The following is a 19,098-nucleotide window of genomic DNA, read 5'->3' as shown; positions in this document are numbered from 1 at the left end:
ATTTCATATATCTACACACTTGAAAATTGACATTACAAATACAATCTCTTGCTTACAAAGGAGTGTTATATGGAAAGTTCTAAAACCAAATTCAAGAGGCTCACCCAAGGAACTATAGCGATGATGCCGCTTAGTCTAGCGGTAGTACCATGGGGTTTTCTAGCCGGTTCATTTGCGATCGATTCTGGTTTATCACCACTAGAAGGACAAGCGATGAGCGCAATTCTTTTTGCAGGAGCGGCTCAACTTGTTGCTATGGGTATGATTAAGTCTGGCGCAACCTTGTTGGCTATGGTCATCACCATTTTCTTTATTACCTCTCGACATTTTTTATATGGACTCTCAATGAGAAACCATATTTCTGTCTTACCGTTACGTTGGCGAGTCGCGCTCGGTTTCTTGCTCACTGATGAGCTTTTCGCTCTTTGCGGCCACCACGATCCTAAAAAGTTTGATCGTTGGTACGCACTCGGAGCAGGGCTATCATTTTATTTGATATGGAATATCGCTACCTTCGTCGGTATCGTCATAGGATCCCAAATACCAGATTTACAGCAATACGGTTTAGAGTTCGCGGTAGCGGCAACGTTCATCGCTATTGTAGTGCCAAACATAAAAACGACGCCAATTTTCCTAGCAGCATTGTCAGCTCTTTTGGCATCTGTCGCGTTTGCCGCGCTTGATATTGGTATGGGTTTAGTATTGGCAAGCCTAATTGGAATGACAGTGGGTTATGTGAGTGAAGAGAGACTCAAACGATGACGTATTTAGTTATTTTAGCGTTGACCGCCGTAGTATTTATAAGTCGTTATTTGTTCTTAGAACCTAAAGTACCGTTGCGGTTGAGTAGTTCTGCTCAGCGATTTTTAAGTTACGCGAGTCCTGCTGTTCTAACCGCTATTTGGGGACCTATAGTATTTCTACCTCATGGAGAATTGTCACTTGCAGATAACTTACCTTATATGCTCGCCGCAACGTTTGCTGTTGCTATGGCATGGGTAACCAAAAATGTTTTATTAACGACAATAGTTAGCATCTTAGTGTTTCTCGTCTTAAACTTGTTGATATTCAAGTAATAATAGGAAGCTACTATGATTGCTAAGGAGCGACTCCAACTTGTAAAGATGATGAACTGGTTGGGTTATCTCGGATTAATCCCCTTTGCGCTTTGTATCGCTAGTTTTAATGCCAATGCAGAACTTTTCGGCATAAATACCAGAATAGTCTTCATCGCGTACAGTGGGATTATATTGAGCTTTTTGTGTGGCATTCTGTGGTCACATGCCTTGTCTGGCGAAAACCAACCATTGTCGCTGCCTATGCTTTTACTCAGCAATCTGATTTGTTTGATGGCTTGGCTGGTTATTTTGATTGCTCCACAACAGTTTCAGCTAGCATTAGTAGTATCAATGGTGGGGTATATCTGTGTTTGGGCCGTAGAAAAAGTCAAGTTATCTACGGCAAGTTCATCCTTCCCTTCAACCTACTCGACTCTGCGCAATCATTTAACATTGGGTGTCCTTGTTTCACACGTTATTGCGCTCGCAGGCTCATAGTTCCATTAGCTATCCAACGCGCTTACTTAACTTTACGCTTTGCTCGATTAGACTGCCCCGCCTCGGGCTTCTTAGGAACCTCTCTTCTCTCGTGTAAAAGGTGTCGAATTGATAAGATCGGGTGTGGCAGTAACATTCTTGGTCCAGAATAAACCATGACTTCTTTCATCTGAGCTTTAGGTTCTGGTTTATAACAGTGTATCGGACACTTGTTACACGTAGGCTTGGACTCACCATATGGGCAACGATCCAGTTTTGTCTCAGCGTAGACCAGCAATGATTTGCAATCTTCACACAACTCATCGCTTCCATGATGCTGTTTGCAATAAATGCGCATCATCGCAGAAACTGTCTTAAATTCTGTGGCTAGTGCGCCTTTGAGAAGGTTGCTTTTCATTCTATTGACCTATCAACAAATCAGAATCAATTTCAATATAGTCGTCAGCTGCTTGGATTAGATTATTGGCCGTCAACGATCTCACACCGGCTACCGTAACTTTGGTGTTAAACCTCTGCTGAATACGTTCCACCAAAACTTGAAAATCACCATCTCCAGATATCAAGACTATTCTATCTACACTATTTGCGGTTTCGTACACATCCAAAGCCAACCCTACATCCCAATCTCCTTTTGCGCTGCCATCTAAACGCTGAATAAAGGGCTTTAGCTGAACATTAAAACCAATACCTCTTAGAATGTGATGAAATTGCCTCTGCTTAGGGTCAGTTGACGAAATAGCGTAGGCTCTTGCAATGTCAATTCGATAACTTTGGCTCAGCTTAGCCCAAAGCGCATTGTAATCAAATCGGCGACCGAACGCCTGACGGGTGGTGTAGTAGACATTTTGTACATCTACAAATATCGCTATTGATTCCATAATAAACATCTTTATCAATTTGCCGTCCATGATACCAGAATTCATGTTTGATTGTTTTAGCAATAGAAAACTCAATTGCTAAACTTAACGTATAACCGTTTGAGATAGCTTTAGGAGGTAACGATGAAAAATGTTGGACTAATCGCTCTGTTGACATTGTTGAGCGGCACCGCCTGTGGTTATCCAGAATATGGGTCTAGACACTCTGAAGAGGTTCATTACGATATGTCGCATCGAAGCGTGATGTACTTTGCACCTAGCAACGACGACAAAGTGAAAGAGTTTTTGTTGGGTACACTTACTAATGAATGCTCGTTAGATGAAAGAGATGTTGTCACTCTGGTTATTACCGAGGACGGGTTCTCCTCCCCTGCTTGGGTAAAAGAGACTTTTGATTACGCAACACTTATCAAAATGTATGGAATTAATAAGGGTGAGCATGCAGCTGTTCTAATTGGTAAAGATGGCTCGGAAAAACTGCGCTGGGGAGCAAAAACAGATTGGGCCCTAGTAAAGGAAACTATTGATGCAATGCCAATGAGACAGGCTGAAATGAAAAGAGCAGCCAGTCGCTGCTCTATCTAAGTACTAGTGGATTTCTTTTTGGGAAAGATGGCTGCTCACTAAACTGGCGACCATTATCGCTAAATAGAAGCTGCCTGTAATCGATTCTAGAAAAACGAAAAACTTGGGAATAGCAAGTGCCGGTGAGATGTCACCGTAGCCAACCGTCGTTAGTGTGATAAAACTAAAATAGATGACTTCGAAAAGGTTATCCAGCCATGGTTTTGCTTCCAAGCCGTTAAAGGGTTCAACAAACAGTTCAAGCTGTATCAGGTATATAAACGCAAACGACAAGCCAAAGAGCAAGTAAACGCATATAGAGCCCACAATCTGATTCAGTGTGACTTTCTTAGGTGTCATCACCTGCTTCAAAGCGGAAAAGGTTTGCGCTAAAACGAAGAACAACATCGCAAACATAGCGACTAATGAAAGGTCATAGTCTTCAAAAATAGAGATACTACCTGAAATCACGACCACGGTTATCATTACAGCGTACCAAGATCGATAAAAGGTCTGTTTTCTATGTACGCCGACGATCGACGTACTCATACAAAGAATCAGTAGTGCGAGAACATAGTCTTGCGCATCATCTTTGAACTGATGAACGACAGCACTTAAGAAAAACAATACCAGTAGAGAACCAAGCAAGAAAAAGAAATTGTCGTCTTTAGTCATCAATTTCATTGTGTAATCCCCTAAACTCTATAGCATTTCTTTTGCGATCAAGTGTAGCAAGTAGGTTTCCCTTTCGATGCTCATCCCTTTTTTATCGCTTTCTGCCATGGTCTTCTCATTAAAGGCGATTGCCTCGTGGATGTTTATCCAAACCGCTTTCATACCATTCTTTACTTCATAATCTTCGTAAGCAGTCGCGCCAAGCTCTCGGTCGACTTTGCATGAATAACAGTAAGAAATCATATGCATTACATCTGCATCATCTTTATACCATGGACGAAATTCTTCATATATTCCAAACGGCTTAATTGAATGGATATTTTGAGCACCCGTTTCTTCTTCTAGCTCTCTCACCATACCTGCGATAACGTCCTCACCTTCATCTAATCCTCCTCCTGGAAGAGAATAGTCATGATAACGCTCCGTAAACAGCAGCAAAATGTTTTCACCGTCAATCGCAATTGCGCGAGTTGCATTACGTTTGATGATTTTTTTATCATCGAGATGTTCTATATCAGGATGAATAGCCGTGGTAATTTGTCTCACTTGTAACCTACTAACCTATGAAATATTGCGAGAAGTCTATCACAAAAACATTCTTTTACACTTAGACACAGTTTTGCCCTGACTAAATAAGCGACTAACATAAATGAACGCTGTATTATTGCTCCCTCGCTTAAAGGGACCTTAAGCAACTAATATTATAAATTCGTTTGCCAAGTTCCTCTTACAATATGAAACTTCAAAAATCGCTAATCGCATTATCTATCTTAGTCGGCGTTCCAACGACTTTCGCTCAAGATGACACATTGTCCTCTGATAATCATAGTCCTGCTATTTCTCAGCAAGATTTTGTTCAACAAGCCATCGCTGAAGATCAGAAATTATCTGACTCAGAGTTTGACTCAACTCAGTCTTCACAACTGAATAGCCTTGGATACCGTTCCATATCTACTAACAGCAGTTTTGAAGAATTACGTATAGCAAATGAGTCAGACAACCCAACAAACTTTTATGATTCTCCATATCGTGTGTCTCTCTTTAACCCTCAGAATGGCGAAGACAGTGAAAGACTCTGGTCTCAAACTAAATCTATTTTTGCGTATGGCGTTGGTGTAGCAGGTGTTTTAGCACTGATGCCCGAATCTATTACTAACTGGGAAAAAGATGATGTCCAGTTAATGAATAAGTGGTGGGATAACGTGCGCTCGGGTCCTGTCTGGGATCGCGATGACCACATTATCAACTACATCGGACACCCTTATTTTGGTGGTGTTTATTACCAAGCTGCTCGGAAATCTGGTTATAGACAGTGGGATGCGTTTATGTATTCCACACTTATGTCCACCTTCTATTGGGAATATGGTATCGAAGCCTTTGCAGAGATCCCATCAATTCAAGATTTGGTTGTTACCCCTACCCTTGGCTGGGTATATGGTGAATGGGCATTCAACAAAGAAAAAGAAATTCGCTTACGAGGAGGAACTGTTTGGGGTTCTGATGCCCTAGGTTCAACAGCTTTGTTCTTCCTAGACCCTGTCGATAGTCTGGGGCGAGGCGTAAACAACATTGCAGGGCGCGAAGTAATTAAAGCTGGTACTGGTTTCGTCGGCGTTCATTCCAATGTCATGCGCAATGGTGAAGTAGAGACTAAGTACCAAATGCAAGTTAACTATGCGTTTGGTGCAGGTGAAACGGATGACAGCCTTAAACGTAGACAGAAAAAGAACTACCACCAGTACACAGACGACCCAGTTACCTACGGTATCGTTGGTGTGAGTGCCGGCTTTGCGTATCCGCTGTTGGATAAAGAACGTAACCTGAAAAACGACTTTGCTCCTGCCTTTACATTGGGCTTGTACTTCACAGAGCAGTTTTCTACTCGCTTAGGCTATATGCAAGGAAATTATGACTCGACGGTAAGCAACGAAAAGCACATCTATGAGAACTATAGCTTAGATGTTCAGTACTACTTTATGCCCGGCAGCGCATTTAAACCTTATTTAAATGCTGGCGTAGGTGAAGCCATGTTGGATAAAGACCGCGATACTAAAAAGCTACAATGGAACATTGGCACCGGTGTACACTATTCCCTCAATGCCAATTGGTCTCTGCAGGCTGACTGGAAATACGCTTACCATCGTAATTCTGGTGCTCGAGACCAACTATGGGGAACTCGACTTATCTACCGTTTTGGTGAAGGTAACAAGTATATTTAGCGCTTCGAAGCGACTAAACGGTGAGTTTCATACTCACCGTTTTGTTCTTATTTAATCAATGAAGCACCGTTTGTAGGAATTTTGGGAACGAAACGACAATTGACCGGTCATTCTCATAAAATATTGAATAATTTGACTCAATCAAAACACTTTTCCTTTGAAATCTCCTACACTTAACTCAAAGCGTGAATTCCAACTAGGAGAAAGAATGAAAAAGTTACAATGGGTGATTGGCGCATTAGCGGTGGGAGTTATGGCTGGTTGTGCGAGCGAGCCAGATAAATATGATGTAGACGAAATAACGGTTGAAAGTGACCCTGCTTATGTTTACTGCGTTGAGCAAGGACATAAATTAGAAAGATTCTCAGAAGAAGGTAAACGTGTACCTTATTGCGTTATCTCTGACGACGAACGTTACACCGTTTGGGACTACTACGAAAATAGAGATAAAGAGCAAAACAATTAGTCGCTATTTATTAAATAAAAGAGCCAGAGAATTATCTCTGGCTCTTTTATTTCACAATATGCCTTAAAGTTATTCCCAATCGAGAATAACTTTTCCAGACTGCCCGCTGCGCATGACGTCGAAGCCTTCTTGGAAATCATCAATCTTATAATGGTGAGTGATAATTGGCGTCAGATCTAAGCCAGATTGAATCAAGCTTGCCATCTTATACCATGTTTCGAACATTTCACGGCCGTAGATACCTTTGATCACCAGACCTTTGAAGATCACTTGGTTCCAATCGATACCCATGTCTGATGGTGGAATACCTAGTAGTGCGATACGACCACCGTGGTTCATGGTTTCAAGCATTGAACTAAATGCCGCTTGAACACCAGACATTTCAAGACCTACATCGAAGCCTTCAGTCATGCCTAGTTCTGCCATCACATCTTTTAGGTTTTCTTTTGCAACGTTTACGGCACGTGTTACACCCATCTGTCTTGCAAGATCTAGACGGTATTCGTTAACGTCTGTAATAACTACGTGGCGCGCACCTACGTGCTTGGCAACCGCAGCGGCCATAATGCCGATAGGGCCAGCGCCTGTAATCAGTACATCTTCACCAACTAGGTCAAAAGACAGCGCAGTGTGAACAGCGTTTCCGAACGGGTCAAAAATAGATGCTAGGTCGTCAGAGATACCTTCAGGGATCTTAAACGCATTGAACGCTGGAATAACCAAGTATTCAGAGAACGCACCAGTGCGGTTTACACCAACACCAACTGTGTTGCGGCATAGGTGAGTACGACCGCCACGGCAGTTACGACAGTGTCCGCAAGTAATGTGACCCTCGCCAGATACGCGGTCGCCAATTTCGAAGCCACGAACTTCTTGGCCAATACCAACTACTTCACCTACATATTCGTGGCCGACAACCATAGGAACAGGAATCGTGTTTTGTGACCACTCATCCCAGTTATAGATGTGTACATCAGTACCACAAATTGCCGTTTTCTTAATACGAATTAGAATGTCGTTGTGACCAAGTTCAGGCTTGTCCACTTCGGTCATCCAAATGCCCTGCTCAGGCTTTAGCTTAGATAGCGCTTTAATTTTCATAATGTAACCTTAAAGACAGGTTTCAGGTTCTAAACCCGAAACCCTAAAAACCTTAGATAAGACCCATATCCTTGCCAACTTCGATGAATGCATCGATAGCGCGGTCAAGTTGCTCACGAGAATGAGCCGCAGACATTTGAGTACGAATACGAGCTTGGCCCTTAGGTACTACTGGGAAAGAGAAACCAATAACGTAGATACCTTTCGCTAACGCACGCTCAGCAAACTCTGCAGCCACTTTCGCGTCGCCTAGCATGATTGGAATGATTGCATGATCGGCACCACCCATAGTGAAACCAGCACCTTCCATACGAGTACGGAAATGAGCAGCGTTCTCCCATAGGCGTTCACGTAGGTCACCACTCTCTTGTAGCAAATCTAGAACACGGATAGACGCATTGACGATAGCTGGTGCTACAGAGTTAGAGAACAGGTATGGACGTGAACGCTGACGTAACCAGTCAATCACTTCTTTCTTACCAGAAGTATAGCCACCTGATGCACCACCCATCGCTTTACCTAGCGTACCAGTAATGATGTCGATACGGTCTACAACGTCGTGAAACTCATGTGTACCGGCGCCGTTTTTACCCATGAAGCCAACTGCGTGAGAGTCATCAACCATCACTAGCGCATCGTATTTATCTGCCAAATCGCAGATTGCAGGAAGGTTTGCAACCACACCGTCCATCGAGAATACACCGTCAGTTACGATTAGCTTATGGCGAGCACCTGCTTCGTTAGCAGCGATCAGCTGCTGCTCAAGCTCTTCCATATTGTTATTAGAGTAACGGTAACGCATTGCTTTACACAAACGGACACCATCAATGATAGAAGCGTGGTTTAGCGCATCAGAAATGATGGCATCTTCTTTACCCAAGATAGTTTCGAACAAACCTGTGTTTGCATCGAAGCATGATGTGTAAAGGATAGTGTCTTCTTTACCTAGGAATGTAGACAGTTTCTGCTCAAGTTCTTTGTGAATGTCTTGAGTACCACAGATAAAACGAACTGAAGCCATACCAAAGCCGTTTTTATCCATGCCCGCTTTACCAGCGTCGATAAGTGCAGGATGGTTTGCAAGGCCAAGATAGTTGTTCGCGCAGAAGTTTAGTACTTCTTCACCTGTTGAGATTTCAACAGCCGCTTGTTGTTGAGAAGTGATGATGCGCTCAGACTTATAAAGTCCTTCAGCTTTTACTTCTTCAATTTGCTCTTGGATTTGCTTATAAAACGCAGAAGACATAGTGGATTCCTTTTTCTATCCTATTTATCAATAGGTTATGTAGGGAGGTGATATTTACAGCGTATTGATTCGCCTTATATCTAGATTGGAATCATTTTAGTTCATTGTGGTGCAAACGATTATCCCTTAAGATGGAAAACCATTAGTGAATCTGAGGCAACAATAATGTTCAGCCATAAGCTATTGAGTTTATTACCTGACCTCGCATCTTTTATTTTGGTAGTAAACGAAGGCAGTTTTACCGCCGCCGCAAAAAAGCTGGGGGTCACGCCGTCTGCGCTATCTAAAACCATTACTCGTCTTGAAAGCGCGCTATCGGCAAAGTTGTTTGAGCGCACTACGCGCAAGTTGGTTATCACTCAGGCTGGGCAAAAGGTTTACGACCAAAGTGTGTTAATGGTGAACGCGGCACAACAGGCCATTGACGTCTCTCAATCCGACCATACTGAGCCAAGCGGGTCTATTACTGTCGCCGCACCGGAAGCGTTTCTTAACTCGGTATTACAACCTTTTATTACTCCCTTCCTAGTGCGATATCCGGAAATTCAATTGAAAGTTCGCGCCGTTGATGGCGAAATCGACCTGTTGCGCATGGGCATCGACGTTGCATTCAAACTTACTGACAAACCAGACGAAAACCTGGTTATGAAAGAGTTAGGACCAACTAACCTCGTACTGTGTGCCAGTCCCGATTACATTGCTAAGCGCGGACTGCCCCATACACCAAGTGATCTTGAAAAACATGACTGCCTCTACCTTGCTGAAACGGAACGCGACAACATTTGGGATTTTCTCAAAGACGATGAGTTTCATACTGTGAAAGTAGCGGGACGCTATGCCATCAACCACTCTCAGATGCGCCTCCATGGCGTTAAACAAGGTCTCGGCATCGGAATATTTCATGATTTTGTTATTTCTGAAGCCATAGAAGATGGCAGTGTTGTGCCCGTCCTCTCGGATTGGACCATCAAGAGTAACTACCATGGAGCCGTTGCACTCCAATACGCACAAACCAAGTATATGCCGGCCCGCTTACGCGTGTTTATTGACTATGTCGTCAAGGAACTGCCATCCAAGCTAACCAATTAACCAATCAACGACGGAAGACAAAATGCTTAATGGGATCCATCACACCGCCATCATTTGTTCCGACTACGCAAAGTCGAAACACTTTTATGTCAACATACTAAAGCTGGAAATCATCGACGAGAACTATCGCGAACATCGAGACTCCTACAAACTAGATCTCGCCTTACCTGATGGCACGCAACTTGAGCTGTTCACTTTCCCTGGAGCTCCTGAACGTCCTAGCTTTCCAGAAGCTATGGGTTTAAGACATTTAGCATTTAATGTCACCAAACTAGAGCAAATTGCCGATTATCTAAAAGCAAATGATATTGACGTAGAACCAATACGAATTGACGAATACACTGGTAAGCGTTTTACGTTTTTCCAAGATCCTGACGGTCTACCACTCGAGCTATGTGAAGAGATCTAGAGCTCAAGACCCACATATGGCAGAAAACCTGTTGTAGTTGCCCAACCTCTACATGAAATTACAACAGGTAATACCAGTGACATATATCACACCAAACAATCGCGCTCGTTCAAAACCAGTCGATATCCCCAGATTTTATTTTCAATTCCATATATTAATTCACATAAGTACCCCTGTAAGGTTAATTTTACTAGTATCAGGGCATCTAAATGCGGCACTTTTTAACAATTTGATTACACTTATAGTATCAATGATTCTTTTGTCTTCAGACGATTACCATCATGTCTGAAAACAAAAATCAAGGTTGTACCCTGGGATTTTCTAGCACTAGCTCTTATCAGAGCGTGCGAAAAGGAGTTCGAGATGAACGTACAAGCATTACCCATGCATCGTTTTATCGACTACCAAGGTAATCTCGTTAAGCCGTTGCCCCACTGGGCAGATGAGAACACCTTACTTCAGTTCTATCGCGACATGGTAGTTGCGAGAACATACGATGCAAAAGCCGTTGCTCTTCAGCGAACCGGCAAACTTGGTACCTACCCTTCCCATCTTGGCGCAGAAGCCATCGGTATCGCCATCGGTCACGCTCTCACAAGATCAGACGTCTTTGTTCCTTATTACCGTGATATGCCCGCTCTCTGGGTTCGTGGTATCGCTATAGAGAAAAATCTCCAATACTGGGGAGGCGATGAGCGAGGCAGTGATTTCGAATTTGATGATGGCTCACCATGCACCGATCTTCCCTTCTGCGTTCCTATCGCCACACAATGCACTCATGCCGTAGGAGTGGCGTCCGCGTTAAAAATTAAGGGGAACCACGATGTCGCTTTGGTGACTTGTGGAGATGGAGCCACATCTAAAGGCGACTTCTTGGAATCACTCAACTGTGCAGGTGCATGGAACATTCCTTTGATTTTTGTCGTCAACAATAACCAATGGGCGATTTCGGTCCCTCGCTCGCTACAATGTGGCGCAGAATTTTTAGCAGACAAAGCGGTTGGAGCTGGATTACCTGGCCTGACAGTAGACGGCAACGATGTTATTGCGATGTATGACACCATTTTACAAGCGGTCGATCGAGCTAGAAAGGGCAAAGGAGCCACTTTGATTGAAGCTATCAGCTATCGACTAAGTGACCATACTACCGCTGATGATGCTAGTCGTTACCGTAGTGATTCAGAGCTACAACAAGCGTGGGACTATGAACCAATAAAACGTCTAAAATCCTATCTAATCGCGCGAAGCCTTTGGTCTGATGAACAGGAACAGTTACTGGCTCAAGAAGCCAAAACCATCGTTGAAGAAGCTGTTACTCGTTATTTAGCCACCCCACCTCAACCACCTGAGTCGGCGTTCGATTATCTCTACGAAACCCCAACAAGCGAGCTAGCACCGCAAAGAGATACGCTGATTAATAAGACGTTGCGAATGCAGGGAGGCAAACATGATTAATCAACAAACTCCCGAAATCACGCTTATTGAAGCGGTTAACTTGGCACTTCATTATGAAATGGAGCACGACAAAAACGTCGTGCTACTAGGCGAAGACGTTGGAGACAACGGCGGTGTGTTTCGCGCTACTGTCGGTTTAAAAGAGAAATTTGGATTAAGAAGGGTGATTGATACTCCTCTTGCCGAAGCCCTAATAGGAGGTGTTGCAGTTGGCATGGCAACACAAGGGTTAAGACCTATTGCGGAATTTCAATTTCAGGGCTTTGTCTTTCCTGCGATGGAACACCTCATCTGTCATGCTGCAAGAATGAGAAACCGCACTAGAGGTCGGTTAACCTGCCCTGCGGTATTTCGGGCACCGTTTGGTGGCGGCATACACGCCCCTGAGCATCATTCTGAAAGCATCGAAACCCTGTTTGCTCATATTCCTGGATTAAAGGTCGTCGTTCCCTCCTCTCCTCAACGAGCATACGGACTTCTGCTAGCTGCGATTCGTAGTAACGACCCTGTAATGTTTTTCGAGCCAAAGCGAATCTATCGAACAGTCAAATCACCCGTAGTAAACGATGGACAAGCTCTGCCTCTTGATACCTGCTACACACTAAGAAAAGGACGAGATCTCACGGTCGTCACTTGGGGAGCTTGTGTAGTTGAAACCCTGCAAGCCGCCCAATCGCTTTCGGAACAAGGAATTGAAGCAGAAGTCATCGATCTCGCGAGTATAAAGCCTCTCGATATGGACACCATTATTAAATCACTGGAAAAAACCGGACGTTTACTTGTCGTCCATGAAGCAAGCCAAAGCTGTGGTGTCGGAGCGGAGATCATTACTCGAGTTTCCGAACATTCTATGTGTCTTCTCAAAGCCCCACCTAGGCGTGTTACTGGGCTCGACACCGTTATGCCATATTACAAAAACGAAGACTATTTCTTAATTCAAGAACAAGACATCACACTTGCCGCACGCGAACTTGTGGAGGGCTGGAAATGAAGTCATTTTTATTACCAGATTTAGGGGAAGGACTCGCTGAGTCTGAAATTGTTCAATGGCATGTTAACGTTGGTGAACATGTAGACGTTGATCAGGTGATCTTAACCGTCGAAACCGCGAAAGCCGTTGTAGAAGTGCCAGCACCTTACAGTGGGAAAATCGTCAGCCGTCATGGGGAGGAAGGTGACGTCATCAACATCGGCAGTTTGCTGATTGAGATTGAAGAAGTGGTCACGGAAGCGTCTGCCACCCACTCTAAAGCCACATCAAGCGATGCAGCAACCGTTGTTGGCAATGTATCAAACCACACACACCACGTTGAAGTTGATGACTTTTGGGTTGGGCCTGCTCACCATTCAAACTCTGAACAAACGGTCACTGCGATGCCGTCTGCTCGGCTTCTCGCTAAGAAGCTCGGTGTTGACCTATTAAAGGTGAAAGGTAGCGGGCACGACGGTGTTATTACTGACACAGATATTTACAACGAACTCGACCGACAAACACCAGGTACGGAAGTACTTAAAGGTGCAAGACGCACCATGGTCGGCACTATGGCGGATTCACATCACAACGTTGCTTCCGTGACGATCACTGAAGAGGCGTTGTTGTCCAATTGGTCACAAAAAGAGGATATTTCCGGCCGTTTAATTAAAGCTGTTGTCTTTGCTTGCCAAAAAGAGCCGGCTTTAAACGCATGGTTTGATGCCGATACAATGACACGTTGTGTTCATAGCAAAGTGAATATCGGAATCGCGGTAGATAGTAGCCATGGATTGTATGTGCCAGTACTCAGGAACGCCGACAGTTTTGACCAACAAGGAATTCGCCACTGGTTAAATGAAACTGTAGAGGGCATTCGAGCTAGGCGAATAGGCAGAGAACAACTACAACACGCGACGATAACACTGTCGAACTTTGGTGCCATTGCTGGAATTTTCGCGACCCCTGTCGTCTCACCGCCTCAAGTCGCTATTGTAGGAGCTGGTCGAATTATCGAGAAACTAGTTTTACAAAACGGTCAGCCAACAGTCATCAAAGCGCTACCTTTGTCGATCACATTCGATCATCGAGCCTGTACTGGTGGCGAAGCAGCACGATTCGTCAAAGTACTGGTTGAGCACTTGCAGCGGCCAACCATTGACTAAACGTTAAACGGGGTGAGTTAGCCGTCAATCACGATACCTAGCTCACCACGTTTTTTCTTACTTAGACCTAACGCCACCAGCCGATATGATTCTTTAAGGTAATATTGTAATTCTTCGTCAAGTCGACCTGATGTCTCCACCTGCTGTATCCACTTCATTCCACGACTCGCAAAGTACGGCGCAGGCCGATAGCCTTCACTGTCACTAAGAAAATCAAAATTCAAATCCGACGTTTTGAAAGTAAACGCAGCCCCGCTCTCTTTGTTCCAGCCCCCAATAGCGAAGACCTTACCTCCGACCTTCCAAACATGAGCATCGCCCCATTGAATAACATGACTGGTCGCTGGGAAAGCGCCGCAAAATTCGTTGAATTGGTCGTAATCCATTGTGGGTTCCCTATAGTAATTCGAGTTTATGAATAGCCATGATTTATGAACAAATAAGGTTTATCGCAATATTACGCTGGTTAATCAGATTCTAGCGAGATCTCTGAGTATCTGCGCTGCCGATACTTCCTTACAACCCTCAGTGCTTTCTCCACACCAAAGCGGCGAGAAGTCTGCACTACCTTGCTGCTCCGCCTGTCCTCTGAGCTGTGTGATATCGATAGACGCATAGGGAAATTGTGGTGCTTCCTGTGTGACGAAACCTAGCTCCCTCATTGCACGATTGACTATTCCTCGTGCCGGTCGGCCCGAGTATACATTGGTAATTGCAGTATGCTGAGACTGAGTACTTTTGATAGCATCACGATGTAAAGCCGATGTCGTGGCCTCGTCACACAATAGAAACGCGGTCCCCACCTGAACTACCTCTGCACCTATGTTAAACGCGTGTTCAACCTTGTCAGCAGTACTGATGCCTCCAGCCGCCACAACGGGTACAGTGACATTCTCAACAATTTTCTTGATAAGATCTTCGACTGGTAATTGAGTAGCAAGATCATCCGTTAAGCACATTCCCCTATGACCGCCCGCTTCCACTCCTTGAGCAATAATCGCATCCGCTCCGTTATTCTCTAACCAAATCGCCTCTTCGACGGTAGTCGCCGAAGATAAAATACATGTCCCCCAGCTTTTTACTCGTTCTATAAGAGCCTTGTTCGGCAGCCCAAAATGGAAACTAATGTAAGGAGGTTTAAATGCTTCAATAGCATCAGCGATATCCTTGCTAAATGGCATGCGCGTTGCCATGCTAGGTTGAATGGCAATATCGAGTTCCAACTCTTCAAAATAGGGTGCAAGTCGATTACGCCACTGAGCTTGGCGTTCTTGATCAAAGTTAGGCATTGAGTGACAGAAAAAATTGAGATTGTAGGGTTTATCGGTCGCTGCTGTAATGGACTCTAATTCTTTTACAATACGCTCTTTAGAAAGCATGCCACAAGGTATAGAGCCTAAACCACCAGCTTCGCTTACTGCTATCGCAAGCTTACTGTCTTGTACTCCGGCCATAGGCGCTTGAATGATTGGCAGCTCAGTATGCAGCCATGATGAAAACGTCCTTTGTTTCATATTCATTTCCTTGTTAATTTGTTCATCTATCCAGTCGTTTTCTCTCGCTATCCTCAGCGTAACATTTCTAAGATACCGTCTGGATGCAGCGGTATCTTTCCTGCTAATAACTCGCTTTCTTCAACCCATTTAACGACAAATTCCACTCCATTAGTTTCAATCCCGTCGACATGCGTCTTTTGATAGAAACCTTGATCAACAAATCGCCCCTGATAGACAAACACAATCTCATGTCCAGAGCGTCCATCGAAGGTAAAGAGGTTCTCACTAACGCCAAGAAGTTCAAGGGAGGTTACATCTGCGCCGATTTCTTCTTTTACTTCTCGTTCAGCGGCCTCTCGCGACGTTTCACCAAACTCAATGCCACCACCAACGGGGATCAGGTAGTGCTGGTCTTTTGCAGGATCGTAACCTTCTGCAAGTAACACCTTTCCGTTATGTCGAAAAAGGCAAACGGCTTTCGCTCTAATGGCAGCGGTCATTAGATGCTCCATCATTGCTGGATTTGTCGTCACTAAACTCTTGTAAAGCTAGTAAAGCTAGTAAAGCTTTTTGAGCTTCTAGTGATGGCACGAAAATATGGTCGTGATAGTAGGCAGCAATGACGTTGGCACTAATGCCTTTGTCCGCCAATTTTGAGGAGACGGCTGCGGTTAGACCTACAGCTTCAAGGCTAGAATGAACATTAAGCGTAATTTGTTGAAATACTGACTCAAAACTCAATTTCGCTTTGACAGCTTCGGCTTTAGGTAGGACAAGTGTGAGGCCTTCCGCTTCAATGAAGGTAGCAATCAACTCGAGTTTTGTATATTCCTTAAGCGCCCCTTTCACATGACAGAATACGACTTCGTCTTCGAGAAGACATGGACTCATAGAGCTCAATAACTGCTCTAGCTCGGTAATACCAGCCATCAAACATTCCTTAGTGACTTAAAACAGAGTGCATTATCCTGCAAGCGAAGTGCACTCGCTTCAAGTTAAGGGTGTTCAATATGATAGCTAGGTTGCATATTTAACGAGCTTTGATTTATTTACTCTCGATGAAACCTAGCACGACGCTGTTACTTCTTAACGCAAACCGCTAGAACATTGCCCGATTGCTGATCCCAAGGCGTGATTTTTTCATAGTCATGTTCAAACAGGTGTACGTCGAATAGCGGTTCTAATAGTGCTTTTAGTTCTTGGATAGTAAAAGCCACCATCGGGTGTTCATCAAACCAACTTTGCGTTTCGTCACCTGTGTTTTTTTCAATGTTAAGCTTAAGCGCCTGACGCTCACCTTGGCCTTCATAATACCAACCTGAACGAAACGTGAATTTACTGCCTTCGCTCTCTACGGAATGCTGAACAAAAGAATGGTTATTGATTTTTAACCTATCAACCGCATTGAAGCAAAATACGCCACCGACTGACAGAGCATTAAATACACTATTGATGCACTGTTTAAGCCTTTCTATCCCGTCACAGTAGTGAATCGAATAGAGAAAACAGGTAATCAAATCAAGTGGCTGTGTAACAGTAAATTCGCTCATATTTTGTAGCGAAAACTGAGCTTCCGGACATCTAACCGACGCGAAATCCAACATAGGTTGATTGATATCCAAACCACTACTTTGATAACCATAATCAATAAAGTGACGGACATGAGGGCCAGTGCCACATGCTAAATCAAGATGAGTATTTCCTTGGTTTCCAAACAATTGATGCAATCGTTTTACGTTATGACTCTGCGCTTGGTAATCAATATCGACACACATTAGGTCGTAGTAACCAGAAAGGTCAGTATAGAGAGAATTGGCGGACATGTTTGCCTAGTCGTTGCCGACGAAAAACTGCGGGTGGCGCATCCTATACGAAATCAACGATATTCATAACAAAAAGTTAGCACCCAAAAACAACTTCTCTACCAATTCATTTTTAAGAGCAAAATAGTCTTTACTATTCAATATATTGGAAATACATTATCGAGTAACAACCAACCTCATACGCGCTGTAGGAATTGTCCTAACAGCAAAGTAGCGACTTTGTTTTTAACCTAAGCTCTTAAGGTACTTTGTCGATAAGCTCCGGCATAATGTCAAACAAATCCCCTACTAATCCATAGTCCGCAACTTGGAAAATGGGTGCTTCAGGATCACTGTTTATCGCGACGATCACCTTAGAGTCTTTCATCCCTGCCATATGTTGGATTGCACCTGAAATACCGATAGCAATGTACAAATCCGGTGCGACTATTTTGCCCGTCTGACCAACTTGCAGGTCATTTGAAACAAACCCTGCATCAACCGCAGCTCGCGACGCACCAATAGCACCACCGAGTTTATCAGCGAGCTGTTCCACCAAAGTAAAGTTGTCTTTACTGCCTACGCCACGCCCACCTGAAATAACAACACGAGCAGCCGCCAATTCAGGGCGCTCACTTTCATTTTGTTGCTGAGAGACAAATGCAGAAAGACCATTCCCAACATCATGACCGCCGACCATTATCACTGTCGCTTGATTCGCGGGGTCATGCCCCACTGCTTCAAACGCCGAACCGCGTATCGTCATGAGTATTTTTTCCTCTGTCGACTTCACTTTCGCTAGCGCGTTACCGGCATAAATTGGACGGATAACCGTATCTGCCGTCACAATTTCCACGACATCAGATAGCTGGCCGACGTCGAGCAGCGCAGCAATACGTGGCAGCAGATTTTTCCCAAATGTCGTCGCTGGAGCCAAAATATGTGTAAAGTCTTTGGCAAGCTGCACCGCTATTGGTGCTCCGTTCTCAGCAAGTAAATGACTAAATTGTTCATCGTCGGCGACGATCACTTGCTTGACGATATCGCAGTGGCCAATACGCTCTATTACCTCCTGACATTGATACCCCATGACAAGCACCGAAATGTCACCACCTATTTGCGCCGCTGCGGATAGCGTTTTAAAGGTATCAAGCGCTACGCTGTGGTTATCGTGCTCTGCAATAACAAGAATTTGCGTATCCATAATTATCTCCCCTTGATACTCTTCGGCTTAAAGTACTTTCGCTTCATTTGTTAACTTATCGATCAGCTCATCTACATTTGTGACTTTCACGCCTGCTGGACGCGCTTTGGGTGCCAAGACTTCTATCACCTGATGTTTTGGCATCAAATCCACGCCTAATGAATCAACATCAATAACATCGAGTGGCTTGCGTTTGGCTTTCATGATGTTGGGTAAGGACGCATAACGAGGTTCGTTCAACCTCAAATCAGTGCTGATGATGGCTGGCAATGTCAGTTTCAAGGTCTCCAGTCCCCCGTCTATCTCTCTAGTGACTTCAATATGCTCACCCGACAGTATGACTTGCGAGGCAAACGTTCCTTGAGGTCTACTCGTCAAAGCCGCTAGCATTTGCGCAACTTGATTGTTGTCCGTATCGATCGATTGTTTACCTAGTAGAACCAATGTTGGCTGTTCTTTCTCAACCATCGCTTTCAAGATTTTTGCTACAGCTAAAGGCTCAGGTGATGCTGCCGCTTCTATATGGATCGCTCTGTCAGCTCCCAAAGCAAGGGCATTGCGCAACGTTTCTTGCACTGTCTTATCACCAATACTCACGACCACTACTTCGTCTACAGAGCCAGACTCTTTAAGTCTTATGGCTTCTTCCACAGCAATCTCACAGAAAGGATTCATCGACATTTTGACGTTAGCGGTTTCAACGCCACTACCATCTTTAAGGACACGAACTTTTACATAGGGATCAACGACACGCTTTACAGCAACTAACACCTTCATACCGACTCCTTGGATAAAACGAACA

At 44.3% G+C, this 19,098-nt stretch carries 24 protein-coding genes; 11 read left to right on the top strand and 13 right to left on the bottom strand.

Features of this window, described 5'->3' with window-relative positions:
• The first annotated feature begins 69 nt into the window (after positions 1-69).
• The 3 genes from L2W36_RS14395 to L2W36_RS14385 are packed head-to-tail and all read left to right on the top strand — an operon-like array spanning position 70 to position 1,556.
• On the top strand, positions 70-762 hold the full coding sequence (locus L2W36_RS14395; protein ID WP_236110374.1) for an AzlC family ABC transporter permease: 693 nt from the start codon (positions 70-72) through the stop codon (positions 760-762).
• Positions 759-1,076, top strand: a complete 318-nt coding sequence (locus L2W36_RS14390; RefSeq protein WP_236110373.1) for an AzlD domain-containing protein — start codon at positions 759-761, stop codon at positions 1,074-1,076. The genes L2W36_RS14395 and L2W36_RS14390 overlap by 4 nt, the downstream gene beginning before the upstream one ends.
• 15 nt (positions 1,077-1,091) lie before the next feature.
• On the top strand, positions 1,092-1,556 hold the full coding sequence (locus L2W36_RS14385; protein ID WP_236110372.1) for a DUF3429 domain-containing protein: 465 nt from the start codon (positions 1,092-1,094) through the stop codon (positions 1,554-1,556).
• 22 nt (positions 1,557-1,578) lie between these two features.
• Here L2W36_RS14385 and L2W36_RS14380 read toward each other — a convergent pair whose 3' ends face one another.
• Positions 1,579-1,953: a nitrous oxide-stimulated promoter family protein gene (locus L2W36_RS14380; RefSeq protein ID WP_198558894.1), complete on the bottom strand. Its 375-nt coding sequence runs from the start codon at positions 1,951-1,953 to the stop codon at positions 1,579-1,581.
• 1 nt (position 1,954) lies between these two features.
• Positions 1,955-2,434, bottom strand: coding sequence for a LabA-like NYN domain-containing protein (locus L2W36_RS14375; protein WP_031496709.1), 480 nt, complete (start codon positions 2,432-2,434; stop codon positions 1,955-1,957).
• Between the two features lie 123 nt (positions 2,435-2,557).
• On the opposite strand from L2W36_RS14375, the gene L2W36_RS14370 reads away from it, so the two are divergent.
• Positions 2,558-3,019: a DUF4174 domain-containing protein gene (locus L2W36_RS14370; RefSeq protein WP_124942051.1), complete on the top strand. Its 462-nt coding sequence runs from the start codon at positions 2,558-2,560 to the stop codon at positions 3,017-3,019.
• A 3-nt stretch (positions 3,020-3,022) separates the two neighbouring features.
• Here the strand turns inward: L2W36_RS14370 and L2W36_RS14365 are convergent, their stop codons facing one another.
• Both L2W36_RS14365 and L2W36_RS14360 read right to left on the bottom strand, forming a co-directional pair.
• Complete coding sequence (locus L2W36_RS14365) at positions 3,023-3,682, bottom strand: potassium channel family protein (RefSeq protein ID WP_236110371.1); 660 nt, start codon at positions 3,680-3,682, stop codon at positions 3,023-3,025.
• A gap of 18 nt (positions 3,683-3,700) precedes the next feature.
• Complete coding sequence (locus L2W36_RS14360; RefSeq protein ID WP_006072827.1) at positions 3,701-4,219, bottom strand: NUDIX hydrolase; 519 nt, start codon at positions 4,217-4,219, stop codon at positions 3,701-3,703.
• A 188-nt stretch (positions 4,220-4,407) separates the two neighbouring features.
• Between L2W36_RS14360 and L2W36_RS14355 the strand changes: the two genes are divergently transcribed.
• Together L2W36_RS14355 and L2W36_RS14350 are read left to right on the top strand one after the other, a co-directional pair.
• On the top strand, positions 4,408-5,892 hold the full coding sequence (locus tag L2W36_RS14355; RefSeq protein ID WP_236110370.1) for a DUF3943 domain-containing protein: 1,485 nt from the start codon (positions 4,408-4,410) through the stop codon (positions 5,890-5,892).
• Between the two features lie 208 nt (positions 5,893-6,100).
• Positions 6,101-6,358, top strand: a complete 258-nt coding sequence (locus L2W36_RS14350; protein WP_006072829.1) for a putative hemolysin — start codon at positions 6,101-6,103, stop codon at positions 6,356-6,358.
• Positions 6,359-6,427: 69 nt separating this feature from the next.
• Here the strand turns inward: L2W36_RS14350 and tdh are convergent, their stop codons facing one another.
• Positions 6,428-7,459 carry an L-threonine 3-dehydrogenase gene (tdh, locus tag L2W36_RS14345; RefSeq protein WP_006072830.1) on the bottom strand — a complete coding sequence of 344 codons (1,032 nt, stop codon included), beginning with the start codon at positions 7,457-7,459 and terminating at the stop codon, positions 6,428-6,430.
• A gap of 52 nt (positions 7,460-7,511) precedes the next feature.
• Positions 7,512-8,705: a glycine C-acetyltransferase gene (locus tag L2W36_RS14340; protein ID WP_006072831.1), complete on the bottom strand. Its 1,194-nt coding sequence runs from the start codon at positions 8,703-8,705 to the stop codon at positions 7,512-7,514.
• A gap of 165 nt (positions 8,706-8,870) precedes the next feature.
• Here L2W36_RS14340 and L2W36_RS14335 point away from each other — a divergent pair, with 165 nt between their 5' ends.
• The 5 genes from L2W36_RS14335 to L2W36_RS14315 all read left to right on the top strand — a co-directional run bounded on the left by L2W36_RS14335 (position 8,871) and on the right by L2W36_RS14315 (position 13,794).
• Complete coding sequence (locus tag L2W36_RS14335; protein WP_198558893.1) at positions 8,871-9,794, top strand: LysR family transcriptional regulator; 924 nt, start codon at positions 8,871-8,873, stop codon at positions 9,792-9,794.
• 22 nt (positions 9,795-9,816) lie between these two features.
• Positions 9,817-10,203 (top strand): SMU1112c/YaeR family gloxylase I-like metalloprotein, encoded by a 387-nt coding sequence (gene gloA2, locus L2W36_RS14330; protein ID WP_236110369.1) that lies wholly within the window; start codon positions 9,817-9,819, stop codon positions 10,201-10,203.
• A 363-nt stretch (positions 10,204-10,566) separates the two neighbouring features.
• Positions 10,567-11,658, top strand: coding sequence for a pyruvate dehydrogenase (acetyl-transferring) E1 component subunit alpha (pdhA, locus tag L2W36_RS14325; RefSeq protein ID WP_096442610.1), 1,092 nt, complete (start codon positions 10,567-10,569; stop codon positions 11,656-11,658).
• Positions 11,651-12,649 (top strand): alpha-ketoacid dehydrogenase subunit beta, encoded by a 999-nt coding sequence (locus L2W36_RS14320; protein WP_236110368.1) that lies wholly within the window; start codon positions 11,651-11,653, stop codon positions 12,647-12,649. The genes pdhA and L2W36_RS14320 overlap by 8 nt, the downstream gene beginning before the upstream one ends.
• Complete coding sequence (locus L2W36_RS14315; protein WP_236110367.1) at positions 12,646-13,794, top strand: dihydrolipoamide acetyltransferase family protein; 1,149 nt, start codon at positions 12,646-12,648, stop codon at positions 13,792-13,794. The genes L2W36_RS14320 and L2W36_RS14315 overlap by 4 nt, the downstream gene beginning before the upstream one ends.
• Before the next feature lie 17 nt (positions 13,795-13,811).
• Here the strand turns inward: L2W36_RS14315 and L2W36_RS14310 are convergent, their stop codons facing one another.
• The 7 genes from L2W36_RS14310 to L2W36_RS14280 form a co-directional block, all read right to left on the bottom strand.
• Positions 13,812-14,180 (bottom strand): MmcQ/YjbR family DNA-binding protein, encoded by a 369-nt coding sequence (locus L2W36_RS14310; protein ID WP_062458875.1) that lies wholly within the window; start codon positions 14,178-14,180, stop codon positions 13,812-13,814.
• An 84-nt stretch (positions 14,181-14,264) separates the two neighbouring features.
• The gene (locus L2W36_RS14305; RefSeq protein ID WP_236110366.1) at positions 14,265-15,308 is read right to left on the bottom strand and encodes an NAD(P)H-dependent flavin oxidoreductase; all 1,044 of its coding nucleotides are present in this window, start codon (positions 15,306-15,308) and stop codon (positions 14,265-14,267) included.
• A 53-nt stretch (positions 15,309-15,361) separates the two neighbouring features.
• Complete coding sequence (locus L2W36_RS14300; protein WP_236110365.1) at positions 15,362-15,790, bottom strand: NUDIX hydrolase; 429 nt, start codon at positions 15,788-15,790, stop codon at positions 15,362-15,364.
• Positions 15,774-16,220, bottom strand: coding sequence for an ACT domain-containing protein (locus tag L2W36_RS14295; protein ID WP_236110364.1), 447 nt, complete (start codon positions 16,218-16,220; stop codon positions 15,774-15,776). Before L2W36_RS14295 ends, L2W36_RS14300 begins: the two co-directional genes overlap by 17 nt.
• A 149-nt stretch (positions 16,221-16,369) precedes the next feature.
• A complete protein-coding gene (locus L2W36_RS14290; RefSeq protein ID WP_236110363.1) occupies positions 16,370-17,113 on the bottom strand; it encodes a class I SAM-dependent DNA methyltransferase in 744 nt (247 codons plus the stop codon).
• A 238-nt stretch (positions 17,114-17,351) separates the two neighbouring features.
• Positions 17,352-18,296 (bottom strand): electron transfer flavoprotein subunit alpha/FixB family protein, encoded by a 945-nt coding sequence (locus L2W36_RS14285; protein WP_236110362.1) that lies wholly within the window; start codon positions 18,294-18,296, stop codon positions 17,352-17,354.
• 27 nt (positions 18,297-18,323) lie between these two features.
• Positions 18,324-19,073, bottom strand: coding sequence for an electron transfer flavoprotein subunit beta/FixA family protein (locus L2W36_RS14280; RefSeq protein WP_107307453.1), 750 nt, complete (start codon positions 19,071-19,073; stop codon positions 18,324-18,326).
• Positions 19,074-19,098 lie beyond the last annotated feature (25 nt).

Source organism: Vibrio sp. McD22-P3 (genome assembly GCF_021568915.1).
GTDB classification, from domain to species: Bacteria; Pseudomonadota; Gammaproteobacteria; order Enterobacterales; family Vibrionaceae; genus Vibrio; species Vibrio mediterranei.
This window is presented reverse-complemented; position numbering and strand designations above follow the sequence as displayed.

Bases quoted from the DNA above. Each gene is read 5' to 3' on its own strand.
- L2W36_RS14340 (WP_006072831.1), bottom strand. From the start codon at position 8,705: ATGTCTTCTGCGTTTTATAAGCAAATCCAAGAGCAAATTGAAGAAGTA.
- L2W36_RS14395 (WP_236110374.1), top strand. From the start codon at position 70: ATGGAAAGTTCTAAAACCAAATTCAAGAGGCTCACCCAAGGAACTATA.
- L2W36_RS14370 (WP_124942051.1), top strand. From the start codon at position 2,558: ATGAAAAATGTTGGACTAATCGCTCTGTTGACATTGTTGAGCGGCACC.
- L2W36_RS14280 (WP_107307453.1), bottom strand. From the start codon at position 19,073: ATGAAGGTGTTAGTTGCTGTAAAGCGTGTCGTTGATCCCTATGTAAAA.
- L2W36_RS14390 (WP_236110373.1), top strand. From the start codon at position 759: ATGACGTATTTAGTTATTTTAGCGTTGACCGCCGTAGTATTTATAAGT.
- L2W36_RS14385 (WP_236110372.1), top strand. From the start codon at position 1,092: ATGATTGCTAAGGAGCGACTCCAACTTGTAAAGATGATGAACTGGTTG.
- L2W36_RS14290 (WP_236110363.1), bottom strand. From the start codon at position 17,113: ATGTCCGCCAATTCTCTCTATACTGACCTTTCTGGTTACTACGACCTA.
- L2W36_RS14305 (WP_236110366.1), bottom strand. From the start codon at position 15,308: ATGAAACAAAGGACGTTTTCATCATGGCTGCATACTGAGCTGCCAATC.
- gloA2 (WP_236110369.1), top strand. From the start codon at position 9,817: ATGCTTAATGGGATCCATCACACCGCCATCATTTGTTCCGACTACGCA.
- L2W36_RS14335 (WP_198558893.1), top strand. From the start codon at position 8,871: ATGTTCAGCCATAAGCTATTGAGTTTATTACCTGACCTCGCATCTTTT.
- L2W36_RS14295 (WP_236110364.1), bottom strand. From the start codon at position 16,220: ATGGCTGGTATTACCGAGCTAGAGCAGTTATTGAGCTCTATGAGTCCA.
- L2W36_RS14315 (WP_236110367.1), top strand. From the start codon at position 12,646: ATGAAGTCATTTTTATTACCAGATTTAGGGGAAGGACTCGCTGAGTCT.
- L2W36_RS14355 (WP_236110370.1), top strand. From the start codon at position 4,408: ATGAAACTTCAAAAATCGCTAATCGCATTATCTATCTTAGTCGGCGTT.
- L2W36_RS14310 (WP_062458875.1), bottom strand. From the start codon at position 14,180: ATGGATTACGACCAATTCAACGAATTTTGCGGCGCTTTCCCAGCGACC.
- tdh (WP_006072830.1), bottom strand. From the start codon at position 7,459: ATGAAAATTAAAGCGCTATCTAAGCTAAAGCCTGAGCAGGGCATTTGG.
- L2W36_RS14380 (WP_198558894.1), bottom strand. From the start codon at position 1,953: ATGAAAAGCAACCTTCTCAAAGGCGCACTAGCCACAGAATTTAAGACA.
- L2W36_RS14320 (WP_236110368.1), top strand. From the start codon at position 11,651: ATGATTAATCAACAAACTCCCGAAATCACGCTTATTGAAGCGGTTAAC.
- L2W36_RS14285 (WP_236110362.1), bottom strand. From the start codon at position 18,296: ATGGATACGCAAATTCTTGTTATTGCAGAGCACGATAACCACAGCGTA.
- L2W36_RS14375 (WP_031496709.1), bottom strand. From the start codon at position 2,434: ATGGAATCAATAGCGATATTTGTAGATGTACAAAATGTCTACTACACC.
- L2W36_RS14350 (WP_006072829.1), top strand. From the start codon at position 6,101: ATGAAAAAGTTACAATGGGTGATTGGCGCATTAGCGGTGGGAGTTATG.
- L2W36_RS14300 (WP_236110365.1), bottom strand. From the start codon at position 15,790: ATGACCGCTGCCATTAGAGCGAAAGCCGTTTGCCTTTTTCGACATAAC.
- pdhA (WP_096442610.1), top strand. From the start codon at position 10,567: ATGAACGTACAAGCATTACCCATGCATCGTTTTATCGACTACCAAGGT.
- L2W36_RS14365 (WP_236110371.1), bottom strand. From the start codon at position 3,682: ATGAAATTGATGACTAAAGACGACAATTTCTTTTTCTTGCTTGGTTCT.